This is a genomic window from Companilactobacillus mindensis DSM 14500 (assembly GCF_001434275.1).
In the GTDB taxonomy this organism is placed as follows: Bacteria; Bacillota; Bacilli; order Lactobacillales; family Lactobacillaceae; genus Companilactobacillus; species Companilactobacillus mindensis.
Genome location: NZ_AZEZ01000032.1, coordinates 43,284 through 57,731 on the forward strand (window position 1 = coordinate 43,284; position 14,448 = coordinate 57,731).

General features: G+C 36.7%; 20 protein-coding genes. 14 read left to right on the top strand and 6 right to left on the bottom strand.

The genetic code is table 11. The features are described 5' to 3' along the window. Positions 1-11: 11 nt before the first annotated feature. The 3 genes from FD29_RS03775 to FD29_RS03785 form a co-directional block, all read right to left on the bottom strand. On the bottom strand, positions 12-719 hold the full coding sequence (locus FD29_RS03775; protein WP_057887628.1) for an ABC transporter permease: 708 nt from the start codon (positions 717-719) through the stop codon (positions 12-14). After that, positions 716-1,639 (bottom strand): ABC transporter ATP-binding protein, encoded by a 924-nt coding sequence (locus FD29_RS03780; protein ID WP_057887629.1) that lies wholly within the window; start codon positions 1,637-1,639, stop codon positions 716-718. Before FD29_RS03780 ends, FD29_RS03775 begins: the two co-directional genes overlap by 4 nt. 114 nt (positions 1,640-1,753) lie before the next feature. Further along, entirely contained in the window at positions 1,754-2,743 is a 990-nt protein-coding gene (locus FD29_RS03785) for an aldo/keto reductase (protein WP_057887630.1), read from the bottom strand. 206 nt (positions 2,744-2,949) lie between these two features. Here FD29_RS03785 and FD29_RS11605 point away from each other — a divergent pair, with 206 nt between their 5' ends. Beyond that, positions 2,950-3,186, top strand: coding sequence for a hypothetical protein (locus FD29_RS11605; RefSeq protein WP_222593572.1), 237 nt, complete (start codon positions 2,950-2,952; stop codon positions 3,184-3,186). Between the two features lie 187 nt (positions 3,187-3,373). Here the strand turns inward: FD29_RS11605 and FD29_RS03795 are convergent, their stop codons facing one another. Further along, positions 3,374-4,594 (bottom strand): M20/M25/M40 family metallo-hydrolase, encoded by a 1,221-nt coding sequence (locus FD29_RS03795; protein ID WP_057887632.1) that lies wholly within the window; start codon positions 4,592-4,594, stop codon positions 3,374-3,376. A gap of 97 nt (positions 4,595-4,691) precedes the next feature. On the opposite strand from FD29_RS03795, the gene FD29_RS11370 reads away from it, so the two are divergent. Continuing rightward, a complete protein-coding gene (locus FD29_RS11370) occupies positions 4,692-4,865 on the top strand; it encodes a hypothetical protein (RefSeq protein ID WP_157049379.1) in 174 nt (57 codons plus the stop codon). A gap of 162 nt (positions 4,866-5,027) precedes the next feature. On the opposite strand, the gene FD29_RS03800 is transcribed toward FD29_RS11370, so the two are convergent. After that, positions 5,028-5,207 carry a hypothetical protein gene (locus tag FD29_RS03800; RefSeq protein WP_057887633.1) on the bottom strand — a complete coding sequence of 60 codons (180 nt, stop codon included), beginning with the start codon at positions 5,205-5,207 and terminating at the stop codon, positions 5,028-5,030. Positions 5,208-5,361: 154 nt separating this feature from the next. Here FD29_RS03800 and FD29_RS11745 point away from each other — a divergent pair, with 154 nt between their 5' ends. Together FD29_RS11745 and FD29_RS03805 are read left to right on the top strand one after the other, a co-directional pair. Continuing rightward, positions 5,362-5,493, top strand: coding sequence for a hypothetical protein (locus FD29_RS11745; protein WP_268872000.1), 132 nt, complete (start codon positions 5,362-5,364; stop codon positions 5,491-5,493). 121 nt (positions 5,494-5,614) lie between these two features. Next, positions 5,615-6,058 (top strand): hypothetical protein, encoded by a 444-nt coding sequence (locus FD29_RS03805; RefSeq protein WP_057887634.1) that lies wholly within the window; start codon positions 5,615-5,617, stop codon positions 6,056-6,058. Between the two features lie 65 nt (positions 6,059-6,123). On the opposite strand, the gene FD29_RS03810 is transcribed toward FD29_RS03805, so the two are convergent. Next, positions 6,124-6,630, bottom strand: a complete 507-nt coding sequence (locus tag FD29_RS03810; protein WP_057887635.1) for an aminoacyl-tRNA deacylase — start codon at positions 6,628-6,630, stop codon at positions 6,124-6,126. A 178-nt stretch (positions 6,631-6,808) separates the two neighbouring features. Here FD29_RS03810 and FD29_RS11515 point away from each other — a divergent pair, with 178 nt between their 5' ends. From FD29_RS11515 to FD29_RS03855, 10 genes are all read left to right on the top strand, one after another. Next, positions 6,809-6,982 (top strand): hypothetical protein, encoded by a 174-nt coding sequence (locus tag FD29_RS11515; RefSeq protein ID WP_169787453.1) that lies wholly within the window; start codon positions 6,809-6,811, stop codon positions 6,980-6,982. Positions 6,983-7,081: 99 nt separating this feature from the next. Next, positions 7,082-7,483, top strand: a complete 402-nt coding sequence (locus FD29_RS03815) for a hypothetical protein (protein ID WP_057887636.1) — start codon at positions 7,082-7,084, stop codon at positions 7,481-7,483. A 64-nt stretch (positions 7,484-7,547) separates the two neighbouring features. Beyond that, complete coding sequence (gene prmA, locus FD29_RS03820) at positions 7,548-8,465, top strand: 50S ribosomal protein L11 methyltransferase (protein ID WP_057887637.1); 918 nt, start codon at positions 7,548-7,550, stop codon at positions 8,463-8,465. Beyond that, positions 8,446-9,195 (top strand): RsmE family RNA methyltransferase, encoded by a 750-nt coding sequence (locus FD29_RS03825; protein WP_057887638.1) that lies wholly within the window; start codon positions 8,446-8,448, stop codon positions 9,193-9,195. Before prmA ends, FD29_RS03825 begins: the two co-directional genes overlap by 20 nt. Positions 9,196-9,205: 10 nt before the next feature. After that, on the top strand, positions 9,206-9,544 hold the full coding sequence (locus tag FD29_RS03830) for a hypothetical protein (protein ID WP_057887639.1): 339 nt from the start codon (positions 9,206-9,208) through the stop codon (positions 9,542-9,544). 86 nt (positions 9,545-9,630) lie between these two features. Then, positions 9,631-11,859: a RelA/SpoT family protein gene (locus FD29_RS03835; RefSeq protein WP_057887640.1), complete on the top strand. Its 2,229-nt coding sequence runs from the start codon at positions 9,631-9,633 to the stop codon at positions 11,857-11,859. Further along, positions 11,860-12,297, top strand: coding sequence for a D-aminoacyl-tRNA deacylase (gene dtd / locus FD29_RS03840; RefSeq protein WP_057887641.1), 438 nt, complete (start codon positions 11,860-11,862; stop codon positions 12,295-12,297). A 2-nt stretch (positions 12,298-12,299) separates the two neighbouring features. Next, the gene (locus FD29_RS03845; protein ID WP_057887642.1) at positions 12,300-12,923 is read left to right on the top strand and encodes an HAD-IA family hydrolase; all 624 of its coding nucleotides are present in this window, start codon (positions 12,300-12,302) and stop codon (positions 12,921-12,923) included. 12 nt (positions 12,924-12,935) lie between these two features. Then, positions 12,936-13,331: a hypothetical protein gene (locus tag FD29_RS03850; protein ID WP_057887643.1), complete on the top strand. Its 396-nt coding sequence runs from the start codon at positions 12,936-12,938 to the stop codon at positions 13,329-13,331. A 52-nt stretch (positions 13,332-13,383) separates the two neighbouring features. Further along, positions 13,384-14,244 carry a GNAT family N-acetyltransferase gene (locus FD29_RS03855; protein WP_057887644.1) on the top strand — a complete coding sequence of 287 codons (861 nt, stop codon included), beginning with the start codon at positions 13,384-13,386 and terminating at the stop codon, positions 14,242-14,244. The last annotated feature ends 204 nt before the right edge of the window (positions 14,245-14,448 follow it).

The window sequence follows — 14,448 nt, forward strand, 5'->3', positions numbered from 1 at the left end:
CCAATCGTTTTTTATTTTTGATCCCTTCGAATCCAGATGTACGCCGTTCCAATAATACCAACAATGCCAATTAACGATAGGATTACTGTGCTTAAATATGGTAAATTCCCATTGTTTGCTAAATAGTAGCCTGGAATGGCCCACGGAATAAATCTGCCAATCGATTCCGAAGAAAACACGACTGATATAATCACGGTTATAAAGGACAGTGACATTGGTAAGATTGCACTTTTCCATAAAGAAGCAAGTAGTGGCCATAAAAGTGCAAGGGGTAAGTCTAACGCTGTTATGACTAGAATTTTTCTGATAGATTCGACGACTATGTCTCCAGGAATTGTCGTATGGAAAAGGGTTATACCAAATATTAACATAATTATCGTACAGATTCCGGCAATGATTACTCCTGCAATCTCTATCACCAACAATTTTGCGATAATAATTTCCATTCGTGAAATTGGTAGGGCTAATAGGTCCTTAAACACTCCGTCTTGGTATTCATGAGCAAACACCCAACTGCTTACCACACCAAAACCGACCATACCAATTAATGAGGTATATAAGAAGAGAGCATTCTCTGTAAAGGTCTGCCAGTTTTGGCCTCGTCGAATCAATAACAGAAATAAAAAGGCTAGACTAACCATTAATACTAATTTACTTTTAAAAGTTTTTTGTAGTTCCACCTGTAGTGCAACGCGAATACTTTTTACATTTCTTTTCACTGTTTTTCACCAATCTCTCTCAAAAAATATTTTTCTAAACTTTCACGTTCTACATGATTACTGATTGGAAATATTTGATTGGTGGCTAACGTTTGTTCAACTTGATTCACTGTTTTCTCGGCAATAATTGGAACCTCAATTTTCCTTTCTTTGGGAGATTCCCGAACAAGAATATACTTCATCACTATTTTTGCTGCTTGCATGTCACTTGCAGAGGAAAACTTTAAATGTAGTGTTTTGCGAGCATCTTTCTCAAACTCGTTTCGGGACTGTTGTAAAATTAGTTGCCCATGATTTAAAATACCAATTTCTGTCACCATTTTTTCCATTTCATCCAATATATGACTTGAAATCAGGATGGTCGTGCCATAATTTTTGGCCTCGTCTAAGATTAATCTTCTTACTGCTGTTAATCCTGTTGGATCAAGCCCATTAGTAGGTTCGTCCAATAACAGAATTTTAGGATGATGAATCAAAGCTTTAATTAATCCAATTTTTTGGTTATTACCAAGTGATAGATCTCTGACTAATGTGTTCTTGTATTGTGTCAACTGTAAGATATCCATCAGCTCATTAATGCGTTTACGTCGATCGTGTTTAGATAACATTCTTAGTTCGCCATAAATATCTAAATTCTCTTTAACTGTCATATTTTTGTAAGCATGAGGTGTTTCGATCAAGTAGCCGACTTGATTCCAAAACTCAGCTGATACATGTGAGATATCTTGTCCTAAAATTTGTGCATTACCCTTGGAAGCCTTAATCATGTTCAACAAAATTCTCATTGTTGTGGTTTTTCCAGCTCCGTTCAACCCAATAAAACCGTAGATTGATCCAGATTCGATTTTAAGATTTACATTGTTAAGTGCTTGAAATTCATGATAGTTCTTCGATAGATTATCTGTTTCGATTGCCAACATAAAATGACCCTCATTTCTTTTTAGAGTACTCGCGTACTTTAAACTAAATTGAAATGAGAGTCAACTTTAATTTGAAATATTTTTCAATAAAAATTCAATTTTCACTGGATATTATTATTTGATCAATTTGTCGATAGCATCAATTTCATCCTGACTGAAGTCAAGATTATCAAGTGTCTTTAAATTATCATCAAGATGTTCAATGCTAGTCGTACCGATAATTACACTGGCAACAACCGGATCTCTCAGCAACCATGCAAGTGACATTTGGCTGAGAGTTTGGTCACGGTTCTTGGCGATGTCGTTTAAGTCGTTGAGCTTTTTGACCAAGACATCTTTACCGTTATCAAAGAGTTGTTGGTTAGTATGATGGATTTTAAAACTATCGGGAATACCATTTAGATACCGGTCTGATAATAATCCTTCGGAAAGGGGACCATAAGCAATAGCTCCAGCACCGTTGTTTTTGAGAACATCAATAATTCCACTGTTCTCAACATGATTATTAAGAATATTCATACTCATTTGGTCGAGCACAAAAGGTGTGCCAAGTTGTTTGAATAATCTGATGGCTTCTTCAAGTTGAGGTTTCTCAAAATTAGAAACACCAACGTACAAAGCTTTACCGGATTTAACAATATCATCCAAGGCATGAACAGTTTCTGAAATTGGTGTCAAATCATCATAACGATGGGCGTAATAAATATCAACGTAGTCGAGATTTAATCTTGTCAGTGAGTCATTGATACCTTGAATAAGTGATTTTCTGGAAGTACCGATACCATAAGGACCATCATGGATTTCGTAACCAACTTTCGTTGAAATGACCAGCTCATCACGATAGGGCTTTAACTCATCATTTAAAATTTGACCAAGAAGTTTTTCAGAACTACCAAAGTCACCATCACCGTAGTGGTTGGCATTATCGAAATGGAAGATTCCTTTATCAAAAGCATGTAAGATAACTTTTTTTCGGTCGTAGAATGGATCTTGGCTGCCATATTTTTTCCATAATCCTAATGAAATGGGAGGTAGCATCAAGCCAGTCTTTCCAGCGTGACGCACGGTACCTCTTGAATAACGATCTTTAGCTGCTGTATACATAAAATCATCCTTTCGAGTTTATTGATAATTTAATGTTATGACAATAAATTGAGATTAGCAATAATGTATATAAAAACGTTTACATACAGTTGGACGGATAAGTAGCTTTTCCAAAGCATAAAGCCATGATTTCATATGACAAAACTTTGGGTATCAGTGGATCGAATCAATATATGATTACTAATGGAGAGACAATAATAGAAAATATGAAGAGAGATATAATCTTTCAAAGGACTCTGTCTAATGAATTTTTAGGTGGAACAGGTGGCTTCTTCTTGATTGCAGTCAAATCACCAATTCAAGCGTTGATATTTGTTCTCTTCATTCTTGTTTTACAAGAGGTTGAAGGCAAGTTGATTTATCCACGTGTCGTCGGGACCTCAATTGGTTTACCAGGTATTTGGGTGCTTGCCAGCATTACCATTGGTGGGGGGTGTCGCTAGTATCTTAGGAATGTTATTAGGAGTTCCGATAGCAGCTACAATCTATCAATTATTGAAAAATGAAACTGATCGACGTTTAAGACAACAATCCATATAAAATTAAAAGATCAATACGGATTTATTTCCGCATCGATCTTTTTTCAGATTGCACTGTTAATAAAGTGCAGTTTTACTTATTACTTTTATTTTATGCAAAATACTTAGTAGCAATAGTCTTATAAATATCAATATACTTCAAATAGTCGTCTTCGAACAAGAATTCATTTATTTGGTGAGCCGACTCATTACCGGGTCCTGCGACAACAACATCAAGATTGTGGTTTGCTTGGACGAACTTCGAAGCATCAGTACCACCGGGAGCACCGACGGCCAAAATGTTTACGCCTAAAACGTCCTTGTAGCTAGCTTTGACGAGTTTGATAAAGTCGGAATCGAGATCAGTTTTAACAGGCCAGTTGCTGCTCAATAATTGGAATTCAAGTTTCATGTTAGGATCAGCAGCATTCATTTTAGCAATTAAATCTTTGAGTTCTTTGATGATAACGTCGTTGCTGTGTTCTGGAATAGTTCTGATCTTAACGGTCATTTCAGCGTAATCAGGGATAGTATTCTCTTGTTTACCAGCGTTTAAAATCGTAACGGATGGTTTAGTTGTCCCCAAGACGTCGTCTTCAGTTTTGACTAATTCAGTAAAGTAATCGTTTTGCTTGTTGTAGTAGGCAATCAAATTATCCAAAGCATTGATGCCAAGCTCTGGCATGGAACTGTGGGCAGCACGGCCACGTGAGACGATCTTATAAGTAACTGAACCTTTGTGGGCACAGAAAGCTGCAATTCTTGTCTCTGGAGTTTGACCATTAGTTTCGATCAAACCGGTGTGGATCAGTTTTTGCATTGCTAGAGTTGAAGTTGAGTTACTTGGTTCGCCAACAATCAAAGCACTCAAATCGTCGGCGTAGCCTTCAGCAGCCAATTTTTCAGAACCGATTTCACCAACTTCTTCACCGACAGTGGCGATGAATTTAATGTTGCCAGTAAAGTTTGCATCTTCGTTTAGCTCGATCATAGCGATAGCAAGTCCAGCGAGTCCACCTTTCATGTCAGATGAGCCACGGCCGAAGATTTTGCCATCGATGTGTTTAGGATTGAAGGGACCGTAATTCCACTTATTATCGTCAACAGTAGGGACGACATCCTCATGACCAGTGAAACCAAGAATAGGTCCGTCGCCCTTTTTGATCGTAGCAATCAAGTTATATCTGCCATCAGAATATTTATTCAATTCAGTTTCGATATCGTTTTTTTCAAAGAGATCCTTGAGATAATTAGCAACAATTTCTTCATTGCCATTTACGGTCTCCAACTTGATCAAATCATCTAAAATACTCAGTCTCTGTGCCTTGTCCATTTTTATCCCTCCAGATAATGTATAATATCAATAATAGTCAATTCGCCTTCTATTTTAGTATTTTTTGATTAAAAATAATAATAAAAGGACGTGCAAAATGAATTTATTAATGAAATTAGATCGCTGGTTGGGCATATTACTATTAGTAGTTGCTATTTTGGGCTTTATTTTTAAATGGTTCAGTAATTCCAATTTACTCTCGGCTGCAGTTGCTGGGGGAGTATTGTTGTTGATCTCGGCTACTGCTGATATTGATAAACCAACCAAGTAAAAATTAACGAGTGCAACAAAATATGGAAGACGGCAGTGAACAACCAAATATGAAAAAGAACCGAAAATAAGTTTGCTGAACTCTTTTAAAGCAGACATAAAAATCCACTGACTCAAATTTAAGAATCAGTGGATTTTTGAATTAAATAAAAGAAATTATATTTTAGTTTACTTTACGACGACCCTCAGGCGTGAACTTGCTCTTTTGGTGTCTCTTGATTAGGTAATAAATTCCGCCGATGATGGCTAGAATAAATACCAAAGGTAATATCACGTGGATCAAGAGTGAGAATAATATTAGGGCAATGAAGAAGCCCAAAACGTATTTCCAAATGTTGTTCATTTAGTTCTCCTTTTTTATTTGTGTCTTAAATTATATTCATAATTTATATAAAATCAAGCTAAAGACCTTTTGATTGACTTTGATTGATCAAGCATGTAATATAACAATCAGTCGCTATCTCTTAGATATACGGAACATAAAGGAGGCGTGAATAATGAAATACAAAATTCTTTTAGATCTTAACGATCAATTATTCACAGCAGTTGATGTTAATGATAGCAATCACTTTGGTAACGGTACAACCATTGAAAAAGCTATCGAAAATTTGAAAAACAAAGCTGCATAAATTATATTAATTAAACTTCAATGATAGCTCATTGGAGTTTTTTTGTGCTTTCAAAGCAATTTATGGCCTTGTGTTTTCGCTTACATAAAATTATAGTCTTAATAGAGGAAAGAGGTCAATCATGGAATATACTCAAGAACAATTAAAAAAAGATTTGAATCAAATTTTACAGCACAATCAACAAATAGTCGACTTGATGTTTGTCGGGAAACCTTATTATGCAAGGGATTTTCCTAAGATCATTGCGGAAAGCAAAAAAGACAGCGTCAATAAGGTATCGTCAAAAGAGATCCGTCAGAATATTTTTGTCGCTAATTTTTATCGTCCCATGGAAGTAAAAGATGTTAATGACAATGATGTAGTAATTTATATTAGAGCTTTGGATGATCAAAACAACTTGTGGTTGAGTACATTCAGCTTTGGCAATGCTGGTTTCTTGGATGATGTTGACAATTATGCTCGTCGTTTGTTCTACCAGGAATTATTTAAGGTCGACCGTCGTTTTTTGACTGAATCTGATCCTGAGATGCGAAAGCAAATTGAATTATCATTTAAGATGAATTAGAAAGTGAAGCTAAACTAATAAATGGCCCCTGATTCGATTGGAATCAGAGACCATTTTTACTTGAATTATTCTGGATTATCAACTGCAAAGTCCCCAAAGCTAGCGTTGACAGCTTTGGCTAATTCATGTGGTTCAACTAGGATCGATTGACCGATTTTACCAGCTGAAACAATGATTTTTTCTGAGTGATCGGCCTCATCAGCAAAATAGATCGGATAGTTGTGCAGGGAATGGATACCAACTGGACTGTTGGCTCCGTGTTCAAAGCCACTTGTCTTCACAAGGTCCTTCAAGGGGACCATACCAACTTTTTTGTTGCCAGAGATCTTAGCTAACTTCTTGTAGCTCAAGTGTTTGTCCAAAGGCAACATGCCAACTAATGGACCAGTCTTGTTACCAGTTAGGACTAAAGTTTTATAAATTTTGTATCCGTCGCGAGTGCTTTGGTCAGTTACTAATTCTTGTGTATCGCCATCAGCTTCAGTTTCAAAAGTGATGGGTTCATAGCTGACCTTTTCTTTATCGAGAATTTTTTCAACGAGAGTTTTTTGTACTTTTTTCTTTTTACTCATTATTATTTGTCACCAATCCCTATTACTTTAAAGCTTACTTAGTATATAATAACAAAGCTATTATTTTTTAAAAGGAAAGATATTTTGGAAAGTGATAATTTATTTTCATTTTTAATGATATATTTTCAATGATTGTTATATAATAAATAGCGATACAACAGGATAAGGAGCGATTAGTATGAGTCTTTTCAGAAAGCATCAAGAAGATCCTGCCAAAAATGATTTTAGTAAAATTTCTCAAGAAATTAAGAATAGTCCTAAGAAATTATCTGAGGCTCAAAAGTTATTTAAGGATAATGAATCTTTACGAAAAAAAGCATTTGATACTAAGGAACAATCTGACAACAAGTAGATTGTTCTTTTTTTTAATCTTATTATTATTTAAAACTAATACTTTTAATAATTTATATCATATGATATTATTTTTAAAGAAGAAATGAGGTGTACTATTATGAAGCTAGAAACTAATAAATATCGTATTTTAGAAACCAATGTTTTATTAGAAAGATTTTTAACTTATCGGGAAGTATTCACGGAATATTTTAAGACGATGAAAATCATTGAACGCGGGGAAGCTTTACGTTACGAAACTTATGCACGTTTGACTGATAATTATATTTCTAACATTCACCGATTTATCAGATTATGCAACTCATATATCACTAAGTACCAGTTAGAGGACTCCTTGATTGCCCAGAGTCTCGATAACTATTTCATTGATTTGATCGATGCCATCAATTGTCTTGATACCGAGCATAACTTGTTGGATCGATTGAGTTTGGAAGCCTCAAAGGCCAAAATTCAATCCCATGAAGCAGAATTTATGAATACAATTAATTTTTTAGTTAAATAAAGACGGTAACGTCTTTTTTTTATGGACTTTTTCTAGTAATCTTATTAATAATGGAGGAACATTTATGCTTTGGAAAAAAATAACGGTCGCAGTTCCCAATGATTTCGACCAAGAAATTATTTCTGACATTTTTATGCGTGTTGGCGCTCAAGGAACTGAGCTTGTCGATGATGAAAATGATAATGTAAAAACAAAGATCAATTCTTACTTTGATGAGAATAATTATGACGAAAAAATTCTAAATGATTTAAAACAACAATTGAAGGCCTTGCCCAAATTTGGCTTTGACATCACTGGCGTTGAAGTTTCAGTCAGTGAAATGGATGATAGCAGCTGGGAAAATGAATGGAAGCAATATTACCACCCAGTCAAAATTAGTCGCTATCTAACGGTCGTACCTAATTGGGTCGACTACCAGCCTAAATATGCCGATGAACATATTATTGTCATGGACCCAGGTAAATCTTTTGGTACTGGTACACATCCAACAACTTATTCATGTATGCAAGCGTTGGAATTGATCCTAGGCGACGCTGAATCGATGTACGATGTTGGAACTGGCTCAGGAATCCTTTCGATCCAAGCTCGTCAACTCGGTGTAAAGGATATCAAAGCTTATGACCTTGATCCTGAAGCGGTCAGAGCTGCCAAAGAGAATATTCAGTTGAACCCAGGCTGTGAAGATATTGAAGTCTTTGAAAATTCATTGTTGGATGGCGTTGAGGGCAAAGTTGATGTTATTGTGGCTAATATTTTGCAAGATATTATTCAACAATTCATTCCTGATATTGACCGTCATTTGAATAAGAACGGTTTTGTCGTCTTATCTGGTATTATCAATGAAAAAGAAGCATTGATCACTGAAAAAATGGCTGGAATCGGTTTTGTAGTTTTGGAAGCCTTCCATTTGAAAGGTTGGTCAACGTTGATCTGTAGAAGAAAAGAAGAGTACGAGGCGGAAGATGGAGCAATACTTCGTTAAAGAGACAATTAATAGTAATAAGTTTCAAATAGTAGATCCAGAAACTATCAAGCATGTGGCTAAAGTAATGCGCCATAAATCTGGTGATGTGATCTCTCTAGTTGATCCAACTGAAAATTTATTCATGGCGACAATCGATTCCATTGATCCTGATAGTAAATTCATTGCAGTCGACGTTGAAAAATCAACTAAGAATAGTACAGAAATGCCGATCGACGTGACGATTGCATGTTCTTTATCCAAAAAGGACAAGATCGAATGGATCACGCAGAAGTCGACGGAATTGGGCGCTAAACGAATCATTTTCTTTGATTCAAGATATTCGATCATGAATTGGAAACCTAACGTCGTTGAAAAGAAATTGGCTCGGTTGCAAGAAATTGCTAAAAATGCGGCTCAACAGTCAAAGCGACGTATCATTCCAGAAGTCATTTATGTCGATAAATTGAAAGATTTAGTTCAATATAAAGCTGAAGCTAACTTGGTAGCTTATGAAGAGTCGGCTAAACAAGGCGAGATCAGTCGTTTAGCTCAGACTCTAAATGAAATGCCTAAATCAGTCATCTGTGCTTTTGGACCAGAAGGTGGCTTTGCCCCAGAAGAAATCGACTTTTTGAATCAAGCGGACTTTTTATCAGTCGGTTTGGGACCAAGAATTATGCGAGCAGAAACAGCACCCATGTATTTCCTATCAGTGCTATCATATAAGTACGAACTAACTGTAAAATGAGGAACAGATCGTGAAAAATATTTGGAAAAATGTTGAAAAGTCGAAGACGACTTACATTGCTTTAATCTCAATCTTATTGGTATTCGTAATGCCAATTTTATTTAATCTCTTTCATTTAGGAAGAACCAATCGAATTATTTGGTTGTTCTTCATTATTAATATTTTCTTTGCTGGCTTCATTGGCTGGTTTACGAGAAAATATCAGTTGTCGTTTTATAATCTAGTGATATTTCCAGTGATCTTTGTGATCAGCGTATTAGTGAAGTATGGTCGCTATGGTTATTTTCTTGCTGGAATATACTTAGTTTTGAGTATTCTAATATATTTCTTATTTGAAAAAGAAAAGTAATTGTGTTTTTGTGATTAAATAAGCATAATGATATGTAAAGTAAAGCACTCGTTGAGTGCTTTTTATTGTAACGGGGTGAATATTTTATGAAGAAAATTAAAGATTATACGCCAGAAGAAGTCCTAGATATTTGCCGGGACTACATGAATGAGGAACACGTGGAATTTGTCAATAAGTCTTACAACTTTGCGGCCTATGTTCACAAAGAACAAAAGCGTGCTACTGGTGAACCATACATTATTCACCCAACTCAAGTAGCTGAGATTTTGGCATCCTTGCACATGGACCCTTACACAGTCGCTGCGGGTTATTTACACGATGTAGTCGAAGATACCAATATCACTCTAGGGGATGTGCGTGAGCTCTTTGGCGACCAAATGGCAACGATCGTTGACGGCGTAACTAAGATCAGCAAGTACAAGTATAATTCTCACCAAGAATTGTTGGCTGAAAATCACCGTAAGATGCTCTTAGCAACTGCTAAGGACTTGCGGGTCATTATGGTAAAATTAGCTGACCGTTTGCACAATATGCGAACTCTAAAGGCTTTGCGTCCAGACAAACAACGTCGAATTGCCAATGAAACTTTGGAAATCTACGCTCCACTAGCTGATCGTTTGGGTATCAGTAAGATCAAATGGGAACTAGAAGACCTATCCTTGCACTATATCAATCCTCAACAATACTATCGAATCGTTCATTTGATGAATAGTAAACGTGATCAACGTGAAGCTTATATCGCTGAAGCGATTGATTATATTAAGACCAGCGTCGACGCTTTAGGCATCAAATACGATATCTATGGCCGTCCTAAACACATTTATTCTATCTATAAAAAAATGCGTGACAAACACAAGCAATTCTCTGAATTGTATGATTTGTTAGCTATCCGGATCGTAGTCAATTCCGTCAAAGATTGTTACGCCGTTTTAGGTTCGATCCACTCCAAGTGGAAGCCAATCCCTGGTCGTTTTAAGGATTACATTGCCGTACCTAAGGCCAATGGTTATCAATCATTGCACACGACGATCATTGGACCAGGAGGCCAACCACTAGAGGTTCAAATCAGAACCTTTGCCATGCATCAAGTGGCTGAATATGGTGTGGCTGCTCACTGGGCTTACAAGGAAGGTAACTTTGAAGGCGTTCACTTAGACAACGATGAACAAAAAATCGATGTCTTCCGTGAAATCCTAGAATTGCAGGAGAACTCTGACAATGCGGCGGACTTTATGAAGTCAGTCAAAGGCGAGATCTTTAACGATCGAGTTTACGTCTTTACACCTGAAGGCGAAGTCATTGAACTACCTAAGGGTGCTGTCACTTTGGATTTTGCCTATCAAGTTCACACTGAGGTCGGAAACCACTCTGTTGGTGCCAAAGTCAGTGGCAGAATGGTGCCATTGAATTATCAGTTGAAGAATGGCGACATTGTTGAAATGTTGACGAATTCTAATTCTGAACCAAGTCGTGACTGGGTCAACGTCGTTTATACAGCCCGAGCTCGCAACAAGATCAAACGTTACTTCAGAACTAAAGACCGTGAGGAGAATATCGTTCTCGGCCGTGAATCGATCGAAAACGAATTGAAGAACCGTTCCCTTTCTAGTAAGAAATATCTTGATAAGAAACACTTGGAATTGGCTATGAAGATCTTCAATTACACTGATCCTGATGAATTATTCAATGCGGTCGGTTATGGAGAACTTTCACCGATCAACGTGGTTCACAAGTTAGTCAGTGAAGATCCTGAACGTAAAAAAGAAGCCGAAAAGAAGGAACTTGAAGAGCAAGTTATCACTGCGACCGATGACAAGACACCGGTTCAAGTTGACAGTCCTAAGTTAAAGAAGGAACGTAACAATGCCAACAGCAGTATTTCTGTTCAAGGAATCGACAATTTGTTGATCCGTTTAGCTAAGTGCTGTAACCCAATTCCTGGCGACAAGATCGTCGGTTACATCACCAAGGGCCGTGGCTTGACGATTCACCGAGCTGATTGTCCTAACGTTCAAAGCGACGAAGCTAAACAAAGATTTATTGATGTCAACTGGGACAACGTTACTAAAGAGAAGCGCTACACAGCTGATTTGGACGTTTATGCCTTCAACCGCAATGGCTTGATCAACGAAGTATTACAAGTAATAAATTCTAATACCAATACGCTCAACAATGTGATCGGCCGTTTGGATAAAGATAAATTGGCTATCATTCATGTAAGTATTGGTGTCAATAACAAGGAACACTTGGATAATATTATTTCTAAACTGAAGAATATCCCGAATGTTTACGAAATCAAGAGGACGGTAGCTTAGATGAAAGTTGTTATTCAACGAGTGTCGAAAGCTAAAGTTACCGTAGATGACAAAATCCTTGGTCAAATCGATCAGGGATTTTGTTTGCTAGTAGCTTTTGCTGACGAAGATACAGATGAAACTTTGGAATACATGGCTCGGAAAGTGGCTAATATGCGCGTCTTTTCTGATGCCGATGATAAGATGAACTTATCGATCAAAGATATTGATGGAGAAATTCTATCAATTTCTCAATTTACATTGTATGCTGATACTAAGCATGGCAATCGACCTAGTTTTACTGGAGCAGGAGACTTTAAGACATCCAGCCAAAAGTACGACCGCTTCAACCAGGCTTTGCGTGCTTATGATTTGAATGTTGAAACTGGCGAATTTGGTGCCGACATGCAAGTGTCATTGACCAATGATGGACCAGTAACTATTTTGATGGAGCGTTGATAATGGAAAGTATTGTATGGGATTTCGATGATACGATTGCAAATAGTTATCCAGGGATCGTTTCAGCTACGCAAAAGTCTCTTAGAGAGAATTTTGATATTAGTTTATCGAAGGATACTATTTTTAAAGAATCTAAAAAAAACTCAGTTAGAAAATTTGTAACAGATCTATTAAAAGATGAAGATGATACACAAAAAGCAGTCGATATTTTTTATAAAGCCTACTTTCGTTATGAAAAGGACTTTCACGACAAAATTACTTTGATCCCACATATTGAAGATGTCTTAAAGTATTATGATGAAAAGCATGCGATGCAATTCATCATTACGCATCGAGACAATTCGATCTATGATTTAGCTGAATCGTTAGGGATCGAACACTATTTCAAGGAAATAATTAGTGTTTCCAATGGTTTCAAGCGTAAACCTGATCCTGACATGTTGAATTATTTGATGAATAAATACGACATCCAAAAAGAAGACCTTTGGGTCATTGGGGATCGGCAGATCGACGTCGATTTTGGGCATAACGTAGGTGCAAAGACGATCTTGTTGAATGCTAATGAAGTCGATTTTGACTATGATCACAAAGTCAGCGACTTACTTGAGATCGAAAAAATAATTTAATTAGGTAAAATAATGGATAACAAACTAGAAAAACTAACTTACGATCAAATCGTGGCGATTCATTTGGCTATCAATGACAGTGAAGAAATAACTTTCAGTGAAAAACGCTTAGCTAGTAACGTTGAGTTCTTGAATCAATTTGACCAACTGAATGTTTATTTGACGCATTTGTTCTGTACGATCATCAGTGATGATATTTTTGAAAAGTACAACACTCAGACAGCTATTGCTGCAATGGATTTCTTCTTGCGTCGCAATGGGTACTGTTTGGATTTGACTAACGAGACTGATAAAGAGACGATTCTTGGCCTTGTCAAAACAATCGATGAGAGTCGGGAACTTAAAAAAACAGAGTTGAATTATATTCAGTCGCGTTTGGCTGATTGTGTTCATCCATATAACGAGTAAAAAAAGACCTCAACGGCAGACGTTGGGGTTTTGTTTTGCAATAGGAGTTAATATGAAATATAAATTAGTGAAACAAGTTCGAGATGATGAAGTGCTTCGCCAGAGTTTTATTGACTTGGCAAGAGCAACTTTTGATTTATCGTTTGAACAGTGGTACCAAAAGGGCTTTTGGTCGGATGATTATATTCCTTATTGTTTGGTAGATGACAACAAAGTTATTGCCAATGTTTCGGTCAATCGAATGAAGATGGTTTTAGATGGTCAGATCAAGCACTATATACAGTTAGGCACAGTCATGACGGCTGAAAACTATCAACATCAAGGTTTAGCTAAATATTTAATGGAAACGGTCCTCAATGATTTTGCTGATCGAAGCGATGGCATTTATTTATTCGCGAATGAGACTGTCTTAGACTTTTACCCTAAGTTTGGCTTCCAAAAAGCTCGACAGTATCAAACTACGCTGCCAATACGTCCTCAGACCGGTGATTTTAGAAAATTGAATATGGACCAAACGGTTGATCAAAAAATACTTCAACAAAAGTATCAAGCCGGTAACCCATATGCTAAATTATCTTTTATTGATAATTACGGATTATTGATGTTTTACTGTGATAATTTCATGCGCGATTGTGTGTATTATTCGAAAAAACGTGACGTAGTAGTTGTGGCGATTCAAAATAAAAATAACTTGGAATGTCTCGATATTTTTGGTCAAAGAACAGCCCAATTGCCAGAAATTTTGAATGAATTAGCCAGTGCGACTACGATAAGTTGTCATTTGGGCTTTTCAACGCCAGGCAATCAGCCATTAAATGAATTTAGAACTGATGAAACGCTGTTCATTCATAATAACGGTGAAAACATTTTTGATGATCAGCAACTCATGTTTCCTTTGTTATCGCATGCATAAACAAAACGATAGAGAGTGAAACAAGCCGCTTAGATTCCGAGCAACTACCTAGTCTCAGAAATTTGGCTTGTGTAACTCGTTTTAGAGAGAGCAACAAACCGCTTAGATTCTGAATATTAGCGTAAAAAGACTTCTGATTCAATATTGCGGTTCTTTTTCAAGTTTGGTTGTTCACTGCCGTCTTCCATGAAATTCTGGTGGACG

What these genes read in the sequence shown, in the direction of transcription:
- FD29_RS11605 (WP_222593572.1), top strand. Translation starts at nt 2,950, where the DNA reads ATGAAGAGAGATATAATCTTTCAAAGGACTCTGTCTAATGAATTTTTA.
- FD29_RS03835 (WP_057887640.1), top strand. Translation starts at nt 9,631, where the DNA reads ATGAAGAAAATTAAAGATTATACGCCAGAAGAAGTCCTAGATATTTGC.
- FD29_RS03805 (WP_057887634.1), top strand. Translation starts at nt 5,615, where the DNA reads ATGGAATATACTCAAGAACAATTAAAAAAAGATTTGAATCAAATTTTA.
- FD29_RS03785 (WP_057887630.1), bottom strand. Translation starts at nt 2,743, where the DNA reads ATGTATACAGCAGCTAAAGATCGTTATTCAAGAGGTACCGTGCGTCAC.
- FD29_RS03845 (WP_057887642.1), top strand. Translation starts at nt 12,300, where the DNA reads ATGGAAAGTATTGTATGGGATTTCGATGATACGATTGCAAATAGTTAT.
- FD29_RS03795 (WP_057887632.1), bottom strand. Translation starts at nt 4,594, where the DNA reads ATGGACAAGGCACAGAGACTGAGTATTTTAGATGATTTGATCAAGTTG.
- FD29_RS03825 (WP_057887638.1), top strand. Translation starts at nt 8,446, where the DNA reads ATGGAGCAATACTTCGTTAAAGAGACAATTAATAGTAATAAGTTTCAA.
- dtd (WP_057887641.1), top strand. Translation starts at nt 11,860, where the DNA reads ATGAAAGTTGTTATTCAACGAGTGTCGAAAGCTAAAGTTACCGTAGAT.
- FD29_RS11515 (WP_169787453.1), top strand. Translation starts at nt 6,809, where the DNA reads ATGAGTCTTTTCAGAAAGCATCAAGAAGATCCTGCCAAAAATGATTTT.
- FD29_RS03850 (WP_057887643.1), top strand. Translation starts at nt 12,936, where the DNA reads ATGGATAACAAACTAGAAAAACTAACTTACGATCAAATCGTGGCGATT.
- prmA (WP_057887637.1), top strand. Translation starts at nt 7,548, where the DNA reads ATGCTTTGGAAAAAAATAACGGTCGCAGTTCCCAATGATTTCGACCAA.
- FD29_RS03780 (WP_057887629.1), bottom strand. Translation starts at nt 1,639, where the DNA reads ATGTTGGCAATCGAAACAGATAATCTATCGAAGAACTATCATGAATTT.
- FD29_RS11745 (WP_268872000.1), top strand. Translation starts at nt 5,362, where the DNA reads ATGAAATACAAAATTCTTTTAGATCTTAACGATCAATTATTCACAGCA.
- FD29_RS11370 (WP_157049379.1), top strand. Translation starts at nt 4,692, where the DNA reads ATGAATTTATTAATGAAATTAGATCGCTGGTTGGGCATATTACTATTA.
- FD29_RS03815 (WP_057887636.1), top strand. Translation starts at nt 7,082, where the DNA reads ATGAAGCTAGAAACTAATAAATATCGTATTTTAGAAACCAATGTTTTA.
- FD29_RS03800 (WP_057887633.1), bottom strand. Translation starts at nt 5,207, where the DNA reads ATGAACAACATTTGGAAATACGTTTTGGGCTTCTTCATTGCCCTAATA.
- FD29_RS03810 (WP_057887635.1), bottom strand. Translation starts at nt 6,630, where the DNA reads ATGAGTAAAAAGAAAAAAGTACAAAAAACTCTCGTTGAAAAAATTCTC.
- FD29_RS03855 (WP_057887644.1), top strand. Translation starts at nt 13,384, where the DNA reads ATGAAATATAAATTAGTGAAACAAGTTCGAGATGATGAAGTGCTTCGC.